This window comes from Mycobacterium sp. (assembly GCF_965229105.1).
Taxonomy (GTDB): domain Bacteria; phylum Actinomycetota; class Actinomycetes; order Mycobacteriales; family Mycobacteriaceae; genus Mycobacterium.
The window spans coordinates 3,396,845-3,416,816 of the sequence record NZ_OZ245858.1; the positions used below are offsets into that span (position 1 = coordinate 3,396,845).

Consider the following 19,972-nt stretch of genomic DNA (forward strand, 5'->3'; position numbering starts at 1 on the left):
TGCCGATGACGACGTTCCGGCGGTGGTCGGCGATCGCCGTGGCGGTCGCATTGTTGGTCATGTCCAGTGGCTGTGACAGCGAATCGGGTTTGCCGGTGGCGCAGGCGCCGCCACCTCTGCTCACCCCCTCGGTAGAAGATCCGCAAGGGGAGCCCGATATCACCCCGGACGATGAACCCACCACTGAGTCCGACCCGCCCGCGGCGCCCGATATCGACGAGTCCGCCTATGTCAGTGGCGGATTCGCTGCCGACGGCGCCGGCGGAGAGGGCACCGTCGGGTACGGGTGGGTCGACGACTCAGGTTCGGTCCTCGGGCACATCACCGTCGACCACCTGGTGCGCGATACCAGCACAGCCGACGGGGACCAGAGTGACGTGGTTGATTTCGTACCCACCGATAACTTTCCCACGCCGTCCAACTCGCGGGTGTCGGTGCTCAACACGACGGGAAACGTCGACGTTGCCCTGGTGGGACCCTTCGATGACAAGCTGGCGCCCGTGGTGGAGCTCTCGGATGGAACACGTCTGACGGTCACCGATTACGCCGAGGCCGGTGACATCAGCGTCGGGCAGCGGGTCTGCCACAGCGGGCAGAACGAAGTCACCGTGACGCTGCACGAGGTCTGTGGGGTCGTGGCCACTGTCGGAGCGACGTCACACTGCCGGGCCAACAGCGGCTCCAGTACGTGTGTGGTGTCCGCACGCACCGACCGGGCTGATGGATTCGCCGGTGATCATGGTGATTCTGGTGCCGCGACCTACACCTACAACCCGGATGGCACCATCACCCTCGTCGGCACCTTCAAGAGCTCCGGTGACGGTTTCGCGGAATTTGAACCGACGTATGCGGCAATGGATGTCTTCGATGGCCATCCGTACACCACCATGGACCGCTCGAGCGAATAACCCCCGGGGCGCTGGGTTACATCCAGTCGCTCGCCGACGCGGTCGGCGCCGGGCCTAACCACGCCGAATCTCCCTGTTGACAGGTCCTATCCGCGGGGGGACGATTTGTTGCGTAGTGCACGCATAGTTGCGTCATAAGCAACAACCGGAGGTGCGCCCTGACCCAGCCCAGAGTGGTCATCATCGGCGCCGGGATTGTCGGCACGTCGCTCGCGGATGAGCTGACCGTGCGTGGCTGGACCGACGTCACCGTGCTCGATCGCGGTCCGCTGTTCGCCACCGGCGGTTCAACCTCACATGCGCCTGGTCTGGTCTTCCAGACCAACCCGTCGAAAACCATGACCGAGTTCGCGCGCTACACGGTGGAGAAGTTCGGCGCATTGGCACACCCGCAGGGCTGGGCGTTCAACGCCGTCGGTGGGCTCGAGGTGGCCACCACCCCGGAGCGGCTGGCCGATCTGCATCGCAAGGCCGGCTGGGCGCAGTCGTGGGGGATCGATGGCAGGCTGCTCGATCCGAAGGCCGCCGCGGCGCTGCATCCGATGCTGGATGTCGACCGGATCCTCGGCGGATTCCACACTCCGACAGACGGATTGGCCAAGGCCGTGCGTGCAGCGGAGGCCCAGGCGGCCCAAGCTACGTCCAGGGGTGCGGTGTTTCGGCCCAACACCGAGGTGCTCGGCATCGTCGAACGCCACGGTCGGGTGGCCGGCGTCGAGACCGCGGATGGCGTGGTCGACGCCGATATCGTGGTCTGCTGCGCCGGGTTCTGGGGCGCGCAGCTCGCGAAATCCGTCGACCTGGTGGTGCCCCTGGTTCCGATGGCGCATCAGTACGCCAAGACAGGGCAGATCGCCGGGCTGGTCGGTCGCAATACCGACCTGGCCGAGGCGGGATTACCGATCCTGCGCCACCAGGATCAGGACCTGTACTTCCGCGAACACGGCGACCGTATCGGGATCGGCTACTACGGCCATAAGCCCATGCCGGTCGACATGTCGACACTGTTGACCGACACCGCCGGTGAGGCGATGCCGTCCATGCTGCCGTTCACCGAAGAAGATTTCGTGCCTGCCTGGCGTGAATCGATGGAACTGCTTCCAGCACTGGCCGATTCGAAGATCGAGGAGGCGTTCAACGGAATCTTCTCGTTCACCCCTGACGGCTTCTCGATCATGGGCGAACACCGCGGGCTGCGTGGCTTCTGGGTGGCCGAAGCGGTCTGGGTGACCCATTCGGCGGGGGTCGCGAAGGCGACGGCCGAGTGGATCATCGACGGCACCCCCGGCACCGACGTCCACGAATGCGACCTGTACCGCTTCGAGGATGTCGCGCGCTCGGAGCGTTTCATCTCCACGACCAGTTCGCAGGCCTTCGTCGAGGTCTACGACATCGTCCACCCACACCAGTACCGGGACGCGTTGCGGGGGCTGCGGACCAGCCCGTTCTACGCGCGTCAGCAGAGCCTCGGTGCGCATTTCTACGAAGGTGGTGGTTGGGAGCGACCAGCCTGGTTCAAGGCCAATGCCGTACTGGCCCAACAACTTGAAGCCGACGGTCTGGCACTGCCCGAGCGCGATGAATGGTCGGCACGCTTCTGGTCGCCGATCTCGATTGCCGAAGCGCACTGGACTCGTCACGGCGTCGCGATGTACGACATGACTCCGTTGACCCGCTATGAGATCGCCGGTCCCGGCGCGGCCGCCTTTCTACAGCGGTTGACCACCAATAACGTCGACAAGTCGGTCGGATCGGTGACCTACACGCTGCTGCTCGACGACACCGGCGGTATTCGCAGCGATCTCACGGTCAGCCGGCTCGGTGACACCACCTTCCAGGTGGGCGCGAACGGACCGATGGACTTCGACTGGTTCACCCGCCACCTGCCTGCAGACCACAGTGTGGCGTTGCGCGATATCACCGGGGGGACCTGCTGTATCGGGGTCTGGGGCCCGCTGGCCCGCGATCTGGTGCAGCCACTGTGCGGCGACGATCTGTCCCACGACGCGTTCAAGTACTTCCGCGCACTGCACACCCACCTCGACGCCATCCCGGTGACGATGATGCGGGTGTCGTACGTAGGTGAACTCGGCTGGGAGATCTATACCTCCGCGGAATACGGTGCCGCACTGTGGGATCTGCTCTGGCAGGCCGGTGCGCTGCACGGGGTGATTGCCGCCGGGCGGATCGCGTTCAACAGTCTCCGCATCGAAAAGGGCTACCGCAGCTGGGGGACGGATATGACCGTCGAGCATCAGCCTGCCGCGGCAGGGCTCGATTTCGCGGTCCGGCTGGCCAAGGCGGATTTCATCGGTAAGCAGGCACTGGAAGCGGCGCCGCCGCCGACAAAGATCTTGCGCAGCATCGTCTTTGACGACCCAACCGCCGTGGTGCTCGGCAAAGAGCCGGTGTACGTCAACGGCAGCCCCGCCGGATATGTGACCAGCGCAGCCTACTCGGCCACCATCGGACGCAGCATCGCCTACGGCTGGTTACCTGCGGATACTGTCCCCGGCGACGCCGTGGAGGTCGCTTACCGCGGTGCGCGGTACGCCGCCACAGTGCACACCGAACCGGTGGTCGACCCCGAGATGGCAAGGATCAGGCGATGAGCGCTTGCGCGAAGAGCAGAAGGCACCGATGAGCTCCCATGACGTGATCGTGATCGGCCTCGGTGGGATGGGTAGTGCCGCGGCCTATCACCTGGCCGCCCGTGGCCAGCGGGTACTCGGGTTGGAGAGGTTCAACCCCGCCCACGACAAGGGGTCCAGCCACGGCGGGTCGCGGATCATTCGGCAGTCCTATTTCGAGGACCCCGCCTATGTGCCCCTGCTACTGCGCGCCTACGAACTCTGGGAGCAGCTGGCGCTCGACTCACAGCGGGAGGTCTACCGGATCACCGGGGGACTGTTCATCGGCCCTCCGGACTGTGAGACCGTCGCAGGTAGCCTGCTGGCGGCGCGCGAATGGTCCTTACAGCATGAGGTTCTCGACGCAGGTGAGCTGATGGCCCGGTTTCCGACCTTCACCCCGACGCGTGAGGATATCGCCGTCTACGAAGCCAAGGCGGGGTTCGCCAGGCCTGAGCTGACTGTGGCGGCACATATCGATCTGGCGATCGCGGCTGGGGCGGATCTGCGGTTCGGCGAGCCGGTACTGCAGTGGAGTGAAACTGCCGGCGGTGTCCGGGTCACGACCGCGGCGGGGACGTATACCGCCGGGCAGGTGGTGATCTGTCCCGGTGCCTGGGCGCCGGAACTCCTCGCCGATTTCGGCATTCCGATCACCGTCGAACGGCAAGTGCTCTACTGGCTCGATCCTGTCGGAGGCACCGGCGCATTCGACGGCCATCCAATCTTTATCGACGAAAATGCCGATGGACAGCAGATTTACGGATTTCCCGCGATCGACGGACCCGATGGCGGTGTCAAGGTGGCCTTCTTCCGCAAGGGGGCCGAATGCACGCCGGACACCATCGACCGAACGGTGTACCCGCAGGAGATCACCGAGATGCGTGACCGGGTCGGTCAACTGCTACCGGCGTTGGACGGTCCGTGTCTGCACTCGGCGACCTGCATGTACTCCAATACACCTGACCAGAATTTCGTCATCGCCCGCCATCCGGACTGCGCAGGTGTCACCATCGCGTGTGGGTTCTCGGGGCACGGATTCAAGTTCGTGCCGGTCGTCGGCGAGATTCTGGCCGACCTGGCAATGACGGGCACCACCAGGCACCCGATTGCTCTCTTCGACCCGCAGAGGTTGGTGAACTCATGACGGCCCTGGACCTGCCTGCTGCGACCACCAGCCCGCTGCTGCCGACGCTGGCCGGTGAGTATTACACCAGCGCAGAGCTTTTCACCGCTGAGCAGAACCATATCTTCGAAGACATGTGGTTCTGCGCGGTCCGCAGCTCCGATATCGCCGAACCGGGACAGTTCAAAAACGTCCAGGTCGGCCGCGAGAGCGTGTTGGTGGTGCGGGGTCGCGACGGCGTGGTGCGGGCTTTCCTGAATGTCTGCAGGCATCGTGGTGCGGCACTGTGTACCGAGGCACAAGGTCAGGTCAAACGTCACCTCCAGTGCCCGTACCACGCGTGGACGTATGGACTGGACGGAAAGCTGGTCGCCGCACCGAATATGGGTGCGCTCAAGAGCGCCGACGGCGTCGGGATCGACCGGGTCCGGTACGGACTGATCCCGGTGGCGCTGCGGGAATGGCTGGGTTACAGCTGGGTGTGCCTGGCTGATGAGCCACCGTCCTTCGACGATGAGGTGGTCGGCGAAGTCACCAAGCGACTCGGCGATCCGGCCGCGGTGGATCGCTACGGGATCGGGGAGCTTCGCGTCGGGCATCGGGAGGTCTACGACGTCGCCGCCAACTGGAAGCTCATCGTCGAGAATTTCATGGAGTGCTATCACTGCGCCACCATCCACCCGGAACTCGTGGAGGTGTTGCCTGAGTTCGCCGGTGGTCTGGCGGCGCAGTACTACGTGGGCCACGGCGCCGAATTCGGGCCGCAGATCGACGGTTTCACCGTCGACGGCAGTGCCGGATTCGACAACTTGCCGGGTATCACCGAAGACCAGGAGCGCCGCTACTACGCCATCACCGTCAAGCCGACGGTGTTCGTCAACCTGGTACCCGACCACATCATCTTCCACCGGATGTATCCGTTGGCCGCCGATCGAACCGTCGTCGAATGCGATTGGCTCTACACCGGCGAGGTCGTCGATGCCGATCGCGACGTGTCCAGGTCTGTCGAACTGTTCCACCGGGTCAACCAACAAGATTTCGACGCATGTGAGCGAACCCAACCGGCGATGAGCTCGCGTGCCTACCGTAACGGGGGTGTGCTCGTGCCCGCCGAGCATCACATCGCCGAATTTCACGACTGGGTGCGGGATCGGCTCGACGGGCACGGGGTCGTCGGAGACAGGGGTGTGCACGGATGAACGGTGAGCCGGACCTGTTGGTCGGCGGCCGGTGGCGCCATGCCTCCGATGGCGGAACCAGGCAGATCATCAATCCCGCCGATGGCAGCGTCGTCGCGGTCGTCGACGAAGCCACCGCCGATGACGCGCGCGATGCGATAGCGGCGGCCAGAGCGACCTTCGACGACGGCGACTGGCCTGCCACCCCGGTGGCTGAGCGCGCCGCCCTGCTCGACCGGATCGCTGACCTGCTGGTGCGTGACAAAGACACGTTGGCCGAACTTGAGACCCGCGATACCGGAAAGACGCTCGTCGAGAGCGGGATCGACATCGACGACGTGACATCGGTGTTCCGCTACTACTCACGGTTGGTGGCGGTGCAAGCCGACCGTCTCATCGATGTCGGTGACCCGACGGTGATCAGCCGGGTGGTCCGAGAACCCATCGGGGTCTGCGTCCTGATCGCGCCGTGGAACTATCCGCTGCTGCAGATGTCCTGGAAGATCGCACCCGCGCTGGCCGCCGGTTGCACGATGGTCGCCAAACCCAGCGAGGTCACGCCGCTGACCACGGTCGCCTTCGTGCATCTGCTCGAAGAGGCGGGTGTCCCTGCCGGTGTGGTCAACCTGGTGCAGGGCAGCGGTGCGGTACTGGGTTCGGCGCTGACCGACACCGCCGCAGTGGATTTCATCTCGTTCACCGGTGGGCTGGCCACCGGGCGCACCATCGCCGAGGTCGCCGCCAAACACGTCACCAAAGTGGCCGTCGAACTCGGCGGCAAGAATCCGCATATCGTGTTCGCCGATGCGCAGTGGGAAAGTTCCGTCGACCAGGTTTTGACCGGTGTGTTCCTGCATTCGGGCCAGGTGTGCTCGGCGGGCACCAGGTTGATAGTCGAGGAGTCGATCGCCGACGAATTCGTCGCCGCGCTGGTCACCCGGGCCGAGCAGATCCGGATCGGCGACGGGATGGACCCGGCCAGTGAAACCGGTCCGCTGGTCTCCGAGCAACACCGAGCCAAGGTGGAAGCCCATGTGGCCGCCGGTATTTCCGAGGGCGCCAAGCTGATGACCGGCGGGGCGCGGCCTACCGACCCCCGTCTTGCCAGTGGCAGTTTCTATCTGCCGACCATTTTCGACCACTGCGACCGGTCGATGAAGATTGTCCAGGACGAGACCTTCGGGCCGATCCTGACGGTGGAGCGGTTCACCGACGAAGCCGAGGCGATCCGCCTGGGCAATGACACCGAATACGGTCTTGCTGGGGGTGTCCGGACATCGGACCTCGCACGGGGCGAACGTGTGGTGCGGGCATTGCGGCACGGCACGGTGTGGCTCAACGACTTCGGCTACTACACGGCGGCCGCGGAGTGGGGCGGATTCAAGAAGTCCGGTAACGGGCGCGAGCTCGGACCCACCGGACTCGCGGAATACCAAGAGATCAAACACATCTGGCATAACACGGCACCGAAGCCGGCTGGCTGGTTCAAGGGTGGCACTGACTAAACAGGCCTGCATCGCCGCAGTTCGTTCGGACATGACTGTACTTCGGGAAGGACTCAAATTATGGTAGTCAACGAGGGCGATGTGGCGGCCGACAGCGGCGGCCTGGACGACTTCGGTTACAAGGAATCACTGGACCGCAGTATCGGGAAGTTCGCCAGTTTCGCTGCGGGCGTGAGCTATATCTCGATCCTGACCGGCACCTTCCAGCTGTTCTACTTCGGCTTCGGCACCGCAGGACCGGCGTATCTGTGGTCCTGGCCCATCGTCTTCGTCGGGCAGATGGCAGTCGCGCTGTGCTTCATGGAACTCGCCGCGAAATACCCGGTCGCCGGTTCGGTCTACAACTGGTCCAAGAAGTTGGGCAGTCGGATCGTCGGCTGGTCGTCGGGCTGGTTGATGCTGACGGCGTCGATCGTCACGATCTCGGCAGTGGTGCTGGCCTACCAGCTCAACCTGCCGAGGATCTGGAGCGGCTTTCAGATCATCGGCGACGGTACCGGCGAATACGACTTTGCGGCCAACGCCGTCGTCCTCGGCAGTGTTCTGGTGGTGTTCACCACGGTGATCAACGCCCTCGGTGTCAAGCTGATGTCGCTCATCAACAGCGCGGGTGTGTTCATCGAACTCATCGCCGCGGTGCTGATCGCCATCATCCTGGCGGCCAGCACGACCCGCGGACCGTCGGTGTTCTTCTCCACCAATGGTTATGGTGCCGGTGAGAGCGGGGGTTGGCTGGGCGCGTTCCTGATCGCGTCGCTGGCTTCCGGCTACGTGATGTACGGCTTCGACACCGCCAGCTCGCTCGGCGAGGAGACCGTCGAGCCTCGGCGGACCGCACCCAAGGCGATCTTCCGGGCCATCCTGGCCTCGTTCGTCATCGGCGGTGCGATCCTGGTCTTCGCCGTGATGGCGGCCCCTGATCTCAACGATCCGCAGATCGGTGAGAGCACCGGTGGTCTGCAGTACATCGTCGAACAGGTGATGTGGGGACCGCTGGGCAAGATCTTCCTGATCTGCATCGTCATCGCGGTCACGGTGTGCTCCCTGGCGGTGCATACCGCGGCGATCCGGCTGACCTTCGCGATGGCGCGTGACAACGCACTTCCGTTCGGAGAGAAGCTCGCCCGGGTCAACCCGAAAACCCAGACGCCGATCATCCCGGCTGTCGTCATCGGCGTCATCTCGGTCCTGATCCTGGTGATCAACGTCGCGAATACGCAGATCTTCACCGTGCTGACGTCGATCGCGATCATCATGATCTACCTGGCGTACCTGATGGTGACCGGGCCGATGCTCAAGAAGCGCTTCCAAGGCCAGTGGCCGCCCGCGGATCTGAAGACCGGCGGGTACTTCACCATGGGCAAATGGGGGATGGCGGTCAACATCGTCGCGGTCGTCTGGGGCGTCGGGATGGCGCTGAACCTGGCCTGGCCGCGCGAGGCTGTGTACGGCGAGGGTTGGTACAACGCCTGGGGCGCCTTCATCTACATCGGCGTCATCCTGGGGTTCGGCTTGATCTGGTACGGAGTCAAGGGCCGCCACCACATCGGCACGCTGGAATCGCATGCCGTGGCCAGCAAGGCAGAAGCCGAAGGTCGCTGAAGCTGATGCCCGACACCGTATTTGACTACGTGATTGCCGGCGGCGGGACGGCCGGCTGTGTGCTGGCCGCCCGTCTGTCGGAGGACCCTTCGGTCACCGTCTGTCTGGTCGAGGCAGGTCCGACCGATGTCGGCGATGCCAATATCCTGCCCTTGGCGGAGTGGATGCATCTGCTGGACTCCGGCTATGACTGGGATTATCCGGTCGAGCCGCAGGAGAAGGGGAACAGCTTCATGCGGCACGCCCGCGCGAAGGTGCTCGGCGGCTGTTCCTCGCACAACTCGTGTATCGCGTTCTGGCCGCCGGCGGAGTGCCTCGACGAGTGGGTGCAGATGGGGGCGACCGGCTGGAGTGCCACTGAAATCCTGCCGCTGGTCAAGCGTTTGGAGACCAACAACGCGCCAGGAGATCACGGTCACGATGGGCCGGTCCGGCTGCAGGACGTGCCGCCCAATGACCCGTGCGGGGTGGCGGTGTTGGAGGCGGCGGCGTTGGCCGGGCTGCCGACAACGGCGTTCAACCGCGGTGAGACGGTGCGCAATGGCGCCGGCTGGTTCCAGATCAACGTGGGCGAGGACGGCACCCGAATGTCGACCTCGCACGCCTACCTGCATCCCATCCTGGATTCCCGCAAAAACCTCGAGGTGCGCACTGACTGCTGGGTCAAGGAGATTCTCTTCGACGATGCCAACAACGCCACGGGGGTGCGGTACCAGCGGCCGGACCTGACGGGTTATGACACCGTCTCGGCGCGGCGTGAGGTCATCGTCACCGCCGGGTCGATCGATACGCCAAAACTGTTGATGCTCTCCGGTATCGGCCCCGCTGAGCACCTCAAGGAAATCGGGATTCCGGTCCGGGTCGACTCACCTGGGGTTGGCTCCAATCTCGATGATCACGTCGAGGGCCTGGTGTTCTGGGAGGCGTCCCGGCCGATGGTCACCACGTCGACACAGTGGTGGGAAATCGGGTTGTTCACCACGATCGACGCGGGCACCCCGCAACCCGATTTGATGATGCACTACGGCAGTGTGCCTTTCGATATGAACACGCTGCGCCGTGGCTATCCGACGACCGATAACGGCTTCTGCCTGACGCCGAACGTCACCCAGGGCCGGTCCCGCGGCACGGTGCGGTTGCGCAGTCTGGATTTTCGGGACCGCCCAAGGGTCGACCCGCGCTACTTCACCGACCCCGAAGGATATGATGAGCGCATCATGCTCACCGGCCTGCGATTAGCTCGCACGATCGCTGAACAGGCACCCCTGCAGGGTTGGATCGCAAGGGAACTCGCGCCAGGGCCCGAGGCGACCACCGACGACGAGTTGCTCGACTATGTCCACAAAACCCACAACACCGTCTACCACCCGGCGGCCACCGCCAAGATGGGCGCGGTGGACGATCCGATGGCCGTGCTTGACCCGCAGCTGAGGGTCAAAGGGGTGTCCCGCCTGCGAGTGGTCGATGCCTCGGCAATGCCGAAACTGCCCGCGGTCAACCCGAATATCACCGTGATGACGATGGCCGAGAAATGCGCGGATCTGATCCGCGGCGACAGCGCAGAGCGCTAGAGACACCGTGGAACTGGCGTCGTTTCTGGGCGCGCACAGTCCGTTCCAGTCGATGGATCGCGACGAGCGTGAGGCGCTGGCGGCAGGGTCGTCGTTCCAGGATTTCGCCGCCGGTGAGATCGTCACAGACTATTCGTCGCAGGTTCCTGACGATATCTGGATGGTCTGCACCGGTCACGTGACGCTGCAGGGCAGTACCGACGGCACCACCATCGATACGGTTGAGCCGGGCGGCATCTTTGGCTATATGCCGATGCTCACCGGTGGCGGAATGGGATTCGTGGCCCGTGCCACCGAGGACAGCACACTGATCCGGCTGCCAGGTGCCCTGGTGCGCACACAATTCGCCAAACCCTCCGGGTTGGCCTTTCTGGCGTCCTCGGCATGGAATACCGCACACGACAACCGGATTCCGCTGGTGCCGTTGTCCGAGGGCAGGCCGGTTGGCGAACTGGTCAGCGGGGAGGTACTGGTGGTGGCGCCGGATACCTCAGTGCGGGACGCGGTGGTGCAGATGACGGAGTGCCACGTCTCCTATGCGTTGATCCGGCTGCCCGATGGGGAACTCGGTATCTTCACTGACCGCGATCTGCGTACCAGGGTGGTGGCAGCCGGATTGCCGGTCGATGTGCCGATCTCCGCGGTGATGAGCGCACCTGCGCGGCGGGTGACCGCGGATTTGACCGCGGAGACCGTGTTGATGCAGATGTTGGAGAGCGGGCTGCGGCATATGCCCGTGACGTCGGTGCGCGGTGAGGTCCTGGGCGTACTCGAAGACGCCGACCTCTTGGCGGCTTCGGCGCGGCAGAGCTTTGTCCTGCGGCGCTCGATCGGGTTGGCCGCTGACGCCGATGAACTGCAACGGGTCGGTGGGACGATCACGGGCATCGCCGCCGGGTTGTTCCGCAGCGGGACCAAGGCCGCGGCCACCAGCAGCATCCTGTCGATCGTGCTGGACAGCCTGGTGCGCAAGGCACTTGAACTGGCGGTGCTGGAAGCCAAGGTGGCAGCACCGAATACCCCGACGACCGGATTCGCCTGGCTGACACTGGGCAGCATCGCCCGCCGCGAGGCGATGCCGTCGTCGGATGTGGACAGCGCACTGTCGTGGGCCGACGACTTGGCTTCGGCAAGTGGCGAGTTGCGGGCTGTGGCAGCACGGACCCACGAAATACTCTGCGGCTGCGGACTACCCGCGGACAGCAACGGGGCGCTGGCGTCCAAACCCCTGTTCTCGCGGTCCGCGTCGGAGTGGGCGGCAATTGCCCACCGGTGGCTCGATGACCCGTTGAAGAACAAGGGCTTGATCTTGTCCTCGTTACTGCTCGACGGCCGGGTGATCTGGGGTGACGAGGCGCTGCACACCGTGCCCGCAGCCTACCGACGTATGCGTGCCGAACACCCCAATGCCCTTCGCCTGCAACTGCTTGACGCGCTGGCTTCGCGTGTTCGCGCCCGATCGCTACGCGATGTGCTGTCCCGCCGCGGTGGCACCTTCGACCTGAAAAGCCATGCGCTGACCCCCATCGTGAATCTGGCCCGCTGGGGCGGGATGACGGCCGATCTGGCCTCGGCGTCCACCCCGGCCCGGCTGACCGCTGCGGCGGCGACGGGGGCGCTCAGCGAACGGGATGCCACCACGCTGGGGGAGGTGTTCACGCTGTTGCAGCGGCTGCGGATGGCGCACCAGGTCGATCAGCTCGCCGCAGGTCAACGCCCCGGCGATATCGTCACCATGTCCGAGCTGTCGCCACTGAACCGCAGCCTGCTCAACGATGCGCTGCGGGAAATCGCGGCGGTGCAGCGGCGAGTAGGGTCTCTCGGCTCACCCACCGGATAGGGTCGGCAACCATGGCATCCGAAGGCAAACCGCCCGCCGCGCAGGCCGCGGTGCAATCGGTGGACCGCGCCCTTGTGGTGCTGGAGATCATCGCCAGACGCGGCCAGGCCGGCGTCACCGAGATCGCCGACGAACTCGGCGTGCACAAATCGACAGCGTCGCGGCTGATCGCGGTGCTCGAATCGCGCGGCTACGTCGAACAGCTCACCGATCGGGGCAAGTATCGGCTGGGCTTTTCGATCGCCCGCCTGGCGCGCTCGACCAGTGCGCATATGAATCTGGCGAAACAGAGTCAGCAGGCCTGTGACGCGCTGGCCGCGCAGGTGGGGGAAACCGTGAACCTGGCGCTGCTCGATGACCGCCGCATCGTGAACATCGTCGAAGCCACCGCCCCTGCCGAGATCACCGTCCGGACCTGGGTCGGGCAGAGCTGTCCCGCGCATGCCACCTCAAGCGGCAAGGTCCTGCTCGCCGGTCTTTCGCCGGGGGAGTTGCGGTCGCGACTGGGCATGAAGCTGGATGTCTTCACCGCCAAAACCGTTGCCACCACCGCCGACCTCGAGATCGAGCTTGCCGGGGTTCGTGAAAACGGTTGGGCCAGTGTGGAAGAGGAACTGGAGATCGGGCTGAATGCCGTGGCGGCCCCGGTCTTCGACAGCAGTGCCGAAGTGGTTGCGGCGCTGAGTGTGTCGGGGCCGTCGTACCGGCTCAGCGCCGATCATTTCGGCGAGGTGGCCGCGCGCACCATCGCCGCCGCCGAGAGCGTCAGCCGCCGTTTGGGTTGGGTTTAGCGCACCACCAGCACGGGGCACTCGGCGTGGTGGATCACGCTCTGGCTGACCGAGCCGAGCGTGGACTCGGCGATCCGGCCCCGCCCATGGCTGCCCACCACCACCATCTGCGCATCCCCGGACAACTCGGTCAGGCCCTTCGCCGGACTAATATCTTGAAAGACCTTGTTCACATGGGCATTCGGATATTTCCTGGCAAACGGTGCGACGAGCTCGTCCATCCGTTGGCGCTGTTGAGTCTGCAACATGTCCAGCAGTTTCCAGTCCATCAACCCTTGGCTGTAGCCCAGTCCCACTGCGGCGCCGATCTCCCACATGTGCACCACCGTCAGCGGGGCATGCAGCACCCTGGCAACCTCGAAGGCGGCCCCCAGCGCTCCGGTGGCATCGTCGGACTCGTCGATACCCACCACAACGGGTAGCGGTTTCCCGGTTCGCCTCGCGGCGGGTTCCCGCCATGCCAGCACCGGGCACAGCGCGCGGTGCGCGAGCCGAATGACGTGACCGCCCAACACCCGCCGGTCATCGGAACCGGTACCGACCACCACCAACCGGGCACCGTCGGATGCCTCCTGCAGTGCGGTGGCAGGAGACTTTTTCACGATCGTGTTGCGCACCTCAAGGCCGGGATGCGCGGACCGCACTTCGGCGTCGGCGGCGGCCAACACGGTATCGGCGCCATCGGGAGATACCTCAGGGGCGTCGCTGGTGAAATGCCAGTCCAGGCGCGGCACCGCGTGAAGTAACACCAGTGGCGCCGCGCTTTTCGCGGCGAATTCCGCGGCCCAGCGGGCGGCGCCGAGGGCCGCCTCAGATCCGTCGATTCCCACCACGATCTCGGCTGCAGTGGGCGGTGCGTCCCTGACATCGGTGTCCATCGGAGCAGAGTAGCTGCCGTCAGTGCAGCGTCATCAGCCCGCGGTCACCGGTGATGACACCGAGAATGTTGCGCCAGGCGTCCGACGGTTCGCTCAACACATCGCTGTGCGCGGCCAGCCCGGACATCACGGTGCCGTCCATCCGGTGCCCGGTGTCGAGTCGGATGACACCGGGCATCTCGTCGGGATCGGCACCGTGCGGGCCGGTCGGAAAACCTTGCACCGCCTCGATCGGGTCACCGGGCGCTGTCATCGAAAATCTCAGCACGTGCGGATTGCGGTTGTGCCAATCACCGGAATCATGCACCCCGACACCGGCACCCGCTGCTTCCACGTAGATGGTCCGGTCGGCGGTCAGGCCAAGACTTTCGGCAGTGCCCAGGATCGATCCGCCGTAGGAATGCCCGATATAGGTCACCGGGATCGCCCGGCCGGAGGCCACTCCCGCGGCATCGAGGGTGCGGTCGACATCTTCGCTGAACGCCACCAACCGCGGCGCCATGGCCAAGGCGTAACGCGGTTCGGCCGCCTCGACCAGGCCGGTCAGTGGGTTACCGGTCGGAAACGGCCCACCGAGGTAGGTGATCATCGCAACGTCGCCCCGCCCGGCAGCGACGAACCTGCGCGCGGTCTCGGTGGTGCCCGACGACCCGATGACGGTGGTGTTGAGTCCCGGTACGAGCACTCCGACGCTGGCGGCGCTGCGCAGATCGCCGGTGAGCTCCACCAGCGACGCCCGGCCCGGATCGAAGGCCAGGATCTGCCGCTGCTTTTTCGAGTCAGAAGCCGGGGCGCCGCGCCTGGTCGGGTCGTCCATTTCGGCCAGCAGCCCCTGATAGAAGGTGGTGCGCCGGTGCGCCTCCGCATCATGCGCTGCGATCGCGGCCGCCCGCAGCGTCGGGTCGGCGTACACCGCCACCCACGCCCGTTCGGCGCTGGCCGGGTCGAGATCCCGCCCGACAACACGGCGGATCTTGTCGTCGTCGGCGCGGTCGATGGTCCGGCGCTCGTCGAGGATGGCGTCGGCGATGTTGATCCGATTGGCCGCGATCCGCATCTCCCACGGCACCCCGTCGGTGTTACCGACCTGCGCAGGCATCGTGGCGATCAGCTGTTCTTTCTGCGCCGGGCTCATCGCCGCGATCTGGCCGGCAATACGGTCCTGACTCATCGTCGGCCAGCCCCCGACGACAGCTACCGCATCCACGGGCCACGCCCCGGCCGGTTGCGTCGGCGCCGGTGCCGTCTCACTCACCGAGAAAGCCCGCTCGACAGCGCGTGCGGTGTCGGTGTCCGCCGCGCCGAGCCCGTCCAGTGCAGTCTGTAGTCGACGGGTGAGTTCTGTTGCGCGCGTTGCCATCATCAGGCGAGCCACCCCGTCGTCACCGCCGGAGGTCAGGTGCAACAGGGCCGGGATGTCACCACCGGGCGGTGTCACGACACCGTCATCGGTGACGACGTAGTGATCGGCGTCGGCATCGGCAACCGCGGTCAGCACGACGGCCCTGGCCGCCGAAATCCGTGCTGCGCCGTCGCGGGCGGCCACTGCGGCAGCGACAAAACTGCGGGCTATCGTCGTCGCCGCAAGGTTGACGGTGACCAGGCGCTCCCATGCGTTCGCCGCGGCGGCCCCGCTCCAGCCGTCGCGATCCCGCTCGGCAGCGCTGAGTACCTCCTCGGCCTCGGCGTGCAGCTGTCCGGCCGCGCTGTCCCAGCGCTCGGCGAGCTGGCGCAACGCCTCGGGGCGCCACTGCTGCGCCTGGCTGATGCTCGGGCGGGTCACGATCCGGCGATACGCGCTGCGCTGTGCTCTTCGGCAGCCTCGAATGCGCCTGCCGATGTTCGTGCCGCGCTCGCCCAACCCCTCATCCGGTCCACCACATCGTCGAGGCGGGCGGTAACGAGTGCAGGGGAGGCAACAGCGCCCACCGCCGAACCCACGAGGTCGTCCTCGCGCAGCCCGGGGACACCGAACCGGGCAATCGTGTCGGCGGCGCGCTCGACCCGGTCGGCGATGGCGCGTAGGCGGGTCAGGTCAACGGTCAGTGATGTTTGGGCCATCAGCCATGGTGTCGGTGCCTTTGCGTAATCCGCCGACGGTCATCCACAGGCTGCTGCGGGCGTCAACCAGCCCGCGAAGTGCCCAGGCTGGTGAGGAGATCGCGCAGCCGGGCTTCCTCATCGCAGCCGGCGTAGGCGTTCAGCCAGGAGGTAGCCCGGCTGACCAGGTCCGGTCCCAGAGCTGAGCCCAGTTGCTGGGCGTAGGACAGCAGGAGTTCGATGGCGTCATAGGTTTCGCCCGCGCCGATCTTGGCGAAGACATCGGCCCGGTCGGCGGCGGAGAGCACCGGATCGACTGCGGCGGCAAGATCCCAAGCCAGGTCGTATTCACCGATGCTTTCCACCCCTCAATCATCCTGGTAGTCGCGTAATTTGGCAGGGCGAGCCGAAGCATTTGCCCGCCGTTCACCCGACGGACACGGCAACGAAGTGTCAGCCGGCGAGCTCCGGTTCGGCGCGCTTGCCCACCGTGGCCATGCGGCAACCAGTAGGCTCGAACACGTGCAGCGACGAATCATGGGGATCGAGACCGAATTCGGTGTCACCTGCACGTTCCATGGTCACCGAAGGCTCAGCCCCGACGAGGTCGCACGCTACCTGTTTCGCAGAGTGGTGTCGTGGGGCCGCAGTTCAAACGTTTTCCTCCGCAACGGCGCGCGGCTCTATCTCGACGTGGGCAGCCACCCCGAGTACGCCACCGCCGAATGCGACAGCTTGCATCAGCTCGTCACCCACGATCGCGCGGGCGAGCGGGTCCTCGAAGACCTCCTCATCGACGCCGAACAGCGACTGGCCGATGAAGGTATCGGCGGGGATATCTATCTGTTCAAGAACAACACCGACTCGGCGGGCAACTCGTATGGCTGCCACGAGAATTACCTGATCGTGCGAGCCGGGGAGTTCTCCCGGATCTCCGATGTGCTGCTGCCGTTCCTGGTCACCCGCCAGTTGATCTGCGGTGCGGGCAAGGTGCTGCAGACACCGAAGGCGGCCACGTTCTGCCTGTCTCAGCGTGCCGAGCACATCTGGGAAGGCGTCTCCAGCGCCACCACCCGGTCCCGCCCGATTATCAATACCCGCGACGAACCCCATGCCGATGCCGAGAAGTACCGCAGGCTGCACGTCATCGTCGGTGACTCCAACATGTGCGAGTCCACCACCATGCTCAAGGTCGGTACCGCCGCGCTGGTGCTGGAGATGATCGAGGCGGGCGTACCGTTCCGCGATTTCTCTCTGGACAACCCGATCCGGGCCATCCGTGAGGTCAGCCACGACCTCACCGGACGTCGTCCGGTCCGACTCGCCGGCGGCAGGCAGGCCAGCGCGCTGGATATTCAGCGGGAGTACTACAGCCGCGCCGTCGAGCACCTGCAGACCCGGGAACCCAACGCGCAGGTCGAACAGGTCGTTGACCTGTGGGGGCGCCAGCTCGATGCGATGGAGAGCCAAGATTTCGCGAAGGTCGACACCGAGATCGACTGGGTGATCAAGCGCAAGCTGTTCCAGCGCTACCAGGACCGCTACAACATGGAGCTGTCCGACCCGAAGATCTCGCAGCTGGACCTGGCCTATCACGACATCAAACGCGGTCGCGGGGTGTTCGACCTGTTGCAGCGCAAGGGGTTGGCCGCGCGGATCACCACCGACGAGGAGATCGACGCAGCGGTCGATACGCCGCCGCAGACCACCAGGGCCAAGCTCCGTGGTGAGTTCATCAGTGCCGCACAGGATGCGGGTCGCGATTTCACCGTCGACTGGGTGCATCTCAAGCTCAACGACCAGGCGCAGCGCACGGTGCTGTGCAAGGACCCGTTCCGGTCGGTCGACGAACGGGTGAAGCGACTCATCGCTTCCATGTGACTCGCGTCGATGTAAGTCCAGAGCGGCTCGTTCCCATAGGGTGAGCCGGTGGGGACCTCCAAAGTCGAGCGTTTGATGAACCTTGTCATCGCGCTGCTGTCGACGCACGGTTACATCACCGCTGAACGGATCCGCACCAGTGTGGCGGGTTACAACGAGAGCCCCAGCGATGAGGCCTTCTCGCGGATGTTCGAACGCGATAAGAACGAGCTGCGTGACCTGGGCATACCACTGGAAACCGGCCGGGTGTCATCGTTCGACCCCACTGAGGGCTACCGGATCAATCGGGATACCTACGCGCTACCCGATATCGAACTCACTCACGACGAGGCCGCCGCCATCGCCGTGGCCGCCCAGCTCTGGGAGTCGCCGGAACTGGTCACCGCGGCCCAGGGTGCGGTGCTCAAACTGCGCGCGGCCGGGGTCGACGTTGACCCGATGGATAACGGTGTTGCGGTCGCCGCTCCCGCGGGTATGCCGGGCCTGCGGGGTTCAGAAGATGTCCTGGGCATATTGCTGTCGGCGATCAATTCCGGTCGGGCCGTGCAGTTTCCGCATCGTTCCTCGCGTACCGAGCCCTTTACGGTGCGGACCGTCGAGCCGTGGGGTGTGGTCACCGAGAAGGGGCGCTGGTATCTGGTCGGTCACGACCGGGACCGGGACGCCGTGCGCACCTTCCGGCTCTCACGGATCGGCGTGGACGTCACCCCGGTCGGCCCGGCGGATGCCGTGCACCGTCCCGACGGGCTTGACCTGCGCCATATCGTCGCGGCTGTGGTCGGTGAAAGCCCGACCGGCGTTCTGGCCAAGGTGTGGGTGGCCGACGGCCGCGCCACCGCATTGCGCAGGGCGGGCACCTCGTTGGGACCGCAGCGCCTCGGCGAACGATCCGGCGAGCTTCTCGAAGTCGATATCGGGCCGCGGGACCGGCTGGCCCGTGATATCGCCGGTTACGGCGCCGACGCCGTTGTGCTTGAGCCGCAATCACTTCGGGATGACGTCATCGAGCGGTTACGGGCGCAGAGCGGGGTGAGCGCATGAGCCCCGTCTCGACGCGGCTGGTTCGGCTGCTCAACATGGTGCCGTATTTCCAGGCCAATCCGCGGATCACGTACGCCGAGGCCGCGGCCGATCTCGGTGTGAGTACCAAACAGCTGCGCGAGGATCTCAACCAGCTGTGGATGTGTGGACTGCCGGGTTATGGCCCCGGCGATCTGATCGACTTCGAATTCTCCGGCGACACCATCGAGGTGACCTTCTCTGCCGGCATCGATCAGCCCCTGCGCCTGACGTCACCGGAAGCCACCGGGCTGCTGGTCGCGTTGCGGGCGCTGGTCGATGTGCCCGGCGTGGTCGATCCGGCCGCCGCCCGCAGCGCCATCGCCAAGATCGAATTGGCGGCAGGCACCGTCGCGCATGCCTCCGGCACCGCATCCGCCGAACCGGAGCCCGCACCGGTCGAAAACCAGGTGGCCGCGTCGGTGCGGGAGGCGGTCCGCGCAGGCAAAGCACTGGCCATCGAGTACTACTCGGCGTCGGGGGACACCCTGTCCAGCCGCACGGTCGACCCGATCCGGGTGGTGCTGATCGGCGATTACAGCTATCTGGAGGCGTGGTCTCGCGAGGCCGAGGGGGTGCGGCTGTTCCGGTTCGACCGGATCGTCGACGCGCGCACCCTGGACGAGCCGTCCGTCCCGCCCGCGCCCGCGCTTCAGGGCCCACCCGACACCTCACTGTTCGACGCCGACCCCGGGCTGCCGTCGGCCACGCTGCGGGTGGCGCCGTCGGCGTCCTGGATCCTGGAGTACTACCCGATGCGGGTGCTGCGGGAATTACCCGACGGCTACTGCGAGGCGGCCATGACCTACGCCTCCGAGGACTGGATGACTCGCCTGGTGCTCGGATTCGGGTCGGCGGTGACCGTTTTGGCGCCGGAACCGCTGGCCGTAAGGGTGCGCGACGCCGCATCGGCCGCGTTGCGGGCGTATTCCGCCGCCGCGCAGCCCGGCTAGCGCGCCATGC

Annotated in this window: 16 protein-coding genes; 12 read left to right on the forward strand and 4 right to left on the reverse strand. The window is 65.6% G+C overall.

The window, feature by feature from the left end; translation table 11 throughout:
* Nucleotides 1-5: 5 nt before the first annotated feature.
* The 9 genes from ADBZ9O_RS15890 (at nt 6) to ADBZ9O_RS15930 (ending at nt 13,151) form a co-directional block, all read left to right on the forward strand.
* Nucleotides 6-908: a chymotrypsin family serine protease gene (locus tag ADBZ9O_RS15890; RefSeq protein WP_526523443.1), complete on the forward strand. Its 903-nt coding sequence runs from the start codon at nt 6-8 to the stop codon at nt 906-908.
* 158 nt (nt 909-1,066) lie between these two features.
* Nucleotides 1,067-3,520: an FAD-dependent oxidoreductase gene (locus ADBZ9O_RS15895; RefSeq protein WP_526533197.1), complete on the forward strand. Its 2,454-nt coding sequence runs from the start codon at nt 1,067-1,069 to the stop codon at nt 3,518-3,520.
* A gap of 28 nt (nt 3,521-3,548) precedes the next feature.
* Complete coding sequence (gene solA / locus ADBZ9O_RS15900) at nt 3,549-4,685, forward strand: N-methyl-L-tryptophan oxidase (protein WP_526523445.1); 1,137 nt, start codon at nt 3,549-3,551, stop codon at nt 4,683-4,685.
* Nucleotides 4,682-5,863: an aromatic ring-hydroxylating oxygenase subunit alpha gene (locus ADBZ9O_RS15905; protein ID WP_526523447.1), complete on the forward strand. Its 1,182-nt coding sequence runs from the start codon at nt 4,682-4,684 to the stop codon at nt 5,861-5,863. Before solA ends, ADBZ9O_RS15905 begins: the two co-directional genes overlap by 4 nt.
* Nucleotides 5,860-7,347 (forward strand): aldehyde dehydrogenase family protein, encoded by a 1,488-nt coding sequence (locus ADBZ9O_RS15910; RefSeq protein WP_526523449.1) that lies wholly within the window; start codon nt 5,860-5,862, stop codon nt 7,345-7,347. The genes ADBZ9O_RS15905 and ADBZ9O_RS15910 overlap by 4 nt, the downstream gene beginning before the upstream one ends.
* 60 nt (nt 7,348-7,407) lie before the next feature.
* Nucleotides 7,408-8,949 carry an amino acid permease gene (locus tag ADBZ9O_RS15915; RefSeq protein ID WP_526523451.1) on the forward strand — a complete coding sequence of 514 codons (1,542 nt, stop codon included), beginning with the start codon at nt 7,408-7,410 and terminating at the stop codon, nt 8,947-8,949.
* 5 nt (nt 8,950-8,954) lie between these two features.
* Entirely contained in the window at nt 8,955-10,520 is a 1,566-nt protein-coding gene (locus tag ADBZ9O_RS15920) for a GMC family oxidoreductase (protein WP_526523453.1), read from the forward strand.
* Nucleotides 10,521-10,572: 52 nt separating this feature from the next.
* Nucleotides 10,573-12,360, forward strand: coding sequence for a putative nucleotidyltransferase substrate binding domain-containing protein (locus ADBZ9O_RS15925; protein WP_526533198.1), 1,788 nt, complete (start codon nt 10,573-10,575; stop codon nt 12,358-12,360).
* 11 nt (nt 12,361-12,371) lie between these two features.
* Nucleotides 12,372-13,151, forward strand: coding sequence for an IclR family transcriptional regulator (locus ADBZ9O_RS15930; protein ID WP_526523455.1), 780 nt, complete (start codon nt 12,372-12,374; stop codon nt 13,149-13,151).
* On the opposite strand, the gene ADBZ9O_RS15935 is transcribed toward ADBZ9O_RS15930, so the two are convergent.
* The 4 genes from ADBZ9O_RS15935 to ADBZ9O_RS15950 form a co-directional block, all read right to left on the reverse strand.
* Entirely contained in the window at nt 13,148-14,029 is an 882-nt protein-coding gene (locus tag ADBZ9O_RS15935) for a universal stress protein (protein WP_526523457.1), read from the reverse strand. The genes ADBZ9O_RS15930 and ADBZ9O_RS15935 overlap by 4 nt on opposite strands.
* A 19-nt stretch (nt 14,030-14,048) precedes the next feature.
* Nucleotides 14,049-15,812 carry an alpha/beta hydrolase gene (locus ADBZ9O_RS15940; protein WP_526523459.1) on the reverse strand — a complete coding sequence of 588 codons (1,764 nt, stop codon included), beginning with the start codon at nt 15,810-15,812 and terminating at the stop codon, nt 14,049-14,051.
* Entirely contained in the window at nt 15,809-16,090 is a 282-nt protein-coding gene (locus ADBZ9O_RS15945; RefSeq protein ID WP_526523461.1) for a DUF7162 family protein, read from the reverse strand. The genes ADBZ9O_RS15940 and ADBZ9O_RS15945 overlap by 4 nt, the downstream gene beginning before the upstream one ends.
* Nucleotides 16,091-16,152: 62 nt before the next feature.
* Nucleotides 16,153-16,434 carry a hypothetical protein gene (locus tag ADBZ9O_RS15950; RefSeq protein ID WP_526523463.1) on the reverse strand — a complete coding sequence of 94 codons (282 nt, stop codon included), beginning with the start codon at nt 16,432-16,434 and terminating at the stop codon, nt 16,153-16,155.
* 157 nt (nt 16,435-16,591) lie between these two features.
* Between ADBZ9O_RS15950 and pafA the strand changes: the two genes are divergently transcribed.
* From pafA to ADBZ9O_RS15965, 3 genes are read left to right on the forward strand one after another with little or no spacing between them, the layout of a single operon-like run.
* The gene (pafA, locus tag ADBZ9O_RS15955) at nt 16,592-17,950 is read left to right on the forward strand and encodes a Pup--protein ligase (RefSeq protein WP_526523465.1); all 1,359 of its coding nucleotides are present in this window, start codon (nt 16,592-16,594) and stop codon (nt 17,948-17,950) included.
* A gap of 48 nt (nt 17,951-17,998) precedes the next feature.
* Nucleotides 17,999-18,991: a helix-turn-helix transcriptional regulator gene (locus ADBZ9O_RS15960; RefSeq protein WP_526523467.1), complete on the forward strand. Its 993-nt coding sequence runs from the start codon at nt 17,999-18,001 to the stop codon at nt 18,989-18,991.
* On the forward strand, nt 18,988-19,962 hold the full coding sequence (locus ADBZ9O_RS15965) for a helix-turn-helix transcriptional regulator (RefSeq protein ID WP_526523469.1): 975 nt from the start codon (nt 18,988-18,990) through the stop codon (nt 19,960-19,962). Before ADBZ9O_RS15960 ends, ADBZ9O_RS15965 begins: the two co-directional genes overlap by 4 nt.
* Nucleotides 19,963-19,972 lie beyond the last annotated feature (10 nt).

What these genes read in the sequence shown, in the direction of transcription:
- ADBZ9O_RS15890 (WP_526523443.1), top strand. Translation starts at nt 6, where the DNA reads ATGACGACGTTCCGGCGGTGGTCGGCGATCGCCGTGGCGGTCGCATTG.
- solA (WP_526523445.1), top strand. Translation starts at nt 3,549, where the DNA reads ATGAGCTCCCATGACGTGATCGTGATCGGCCTCGGTGGGATGGGTAGT.
- ADBZ9O_RS15905 (WP_526523447.1), top strand. Translation starts at nt 4,682, where the DNA reads ATGACGGCCCTGGACCTGCCTGCTGCGACCACCAGCCCGCTGCTGCCG.
- ADBZ9O_RS15910 (WP_526523449.1), top strand. Translation starts at nt 5,860, where the DNA reads ATGAACGGTGAGCCGGACCTGTTGGTCGGCGGCCGGTGGCGCCATGCC.
- ADBZ9O_RS15915 (WP_526523451.1), top strand. Translation starts at nt 7,408, where the DNA reads ATGGTAGTCAACGAGGGCGATGTGGCGGCCGACAGCGGCGGCCTGGAC.
- ADBZ9O_RS15920 (WP_526523453.1), top strand. Translation starts at nt 8,955, where the DNA reads ATGCCCGACACCGTATTTGACTACGTGATTGCCGGCGGCGGGACGGCC.
- ADBZ9O_RS15925 (WP_526533198.1), top strand. Translation starts at nt 10,573, where the DNA reads ATGGATCGCGACGAGCGTGAGGCGCTGGCGGCAGGGTCGTCGTTCCAG.
- ADBZ9O_RS15930 (WP_526523455.1), top strand. Translation starts at nt 12,372, where the DNA reads ATGGCATCCGAAGGCAAACCGCCCGCCGCGCAGGCCGCGGTGCAATCG.
- ADBZ9O_RS15935 (WP_526523457.1), bottom strand. Translation starts at nt 14,029, where the DNA reads ATGGACACCGATGTCAGGGACGCACCGCCCACTGCAGCCGAGATCGTG.
- ADBZ9O_RS15945 (WP_526523461.1), bottom strand. Translation starts at nt 16,090, where the DNA reads ATGGCCCAAACATCACTGACCGTTGACCTGACCCGCCTACGCGCCATC.
- ADBZ9O_RS15965 (WP_526523469.1), top strand. Translation starts at nt 18,988, where the DNA reads ATGAGCCCCGTCTCGACGCGGCTGGTTCGGCTGCTCAACATGGTGCCG.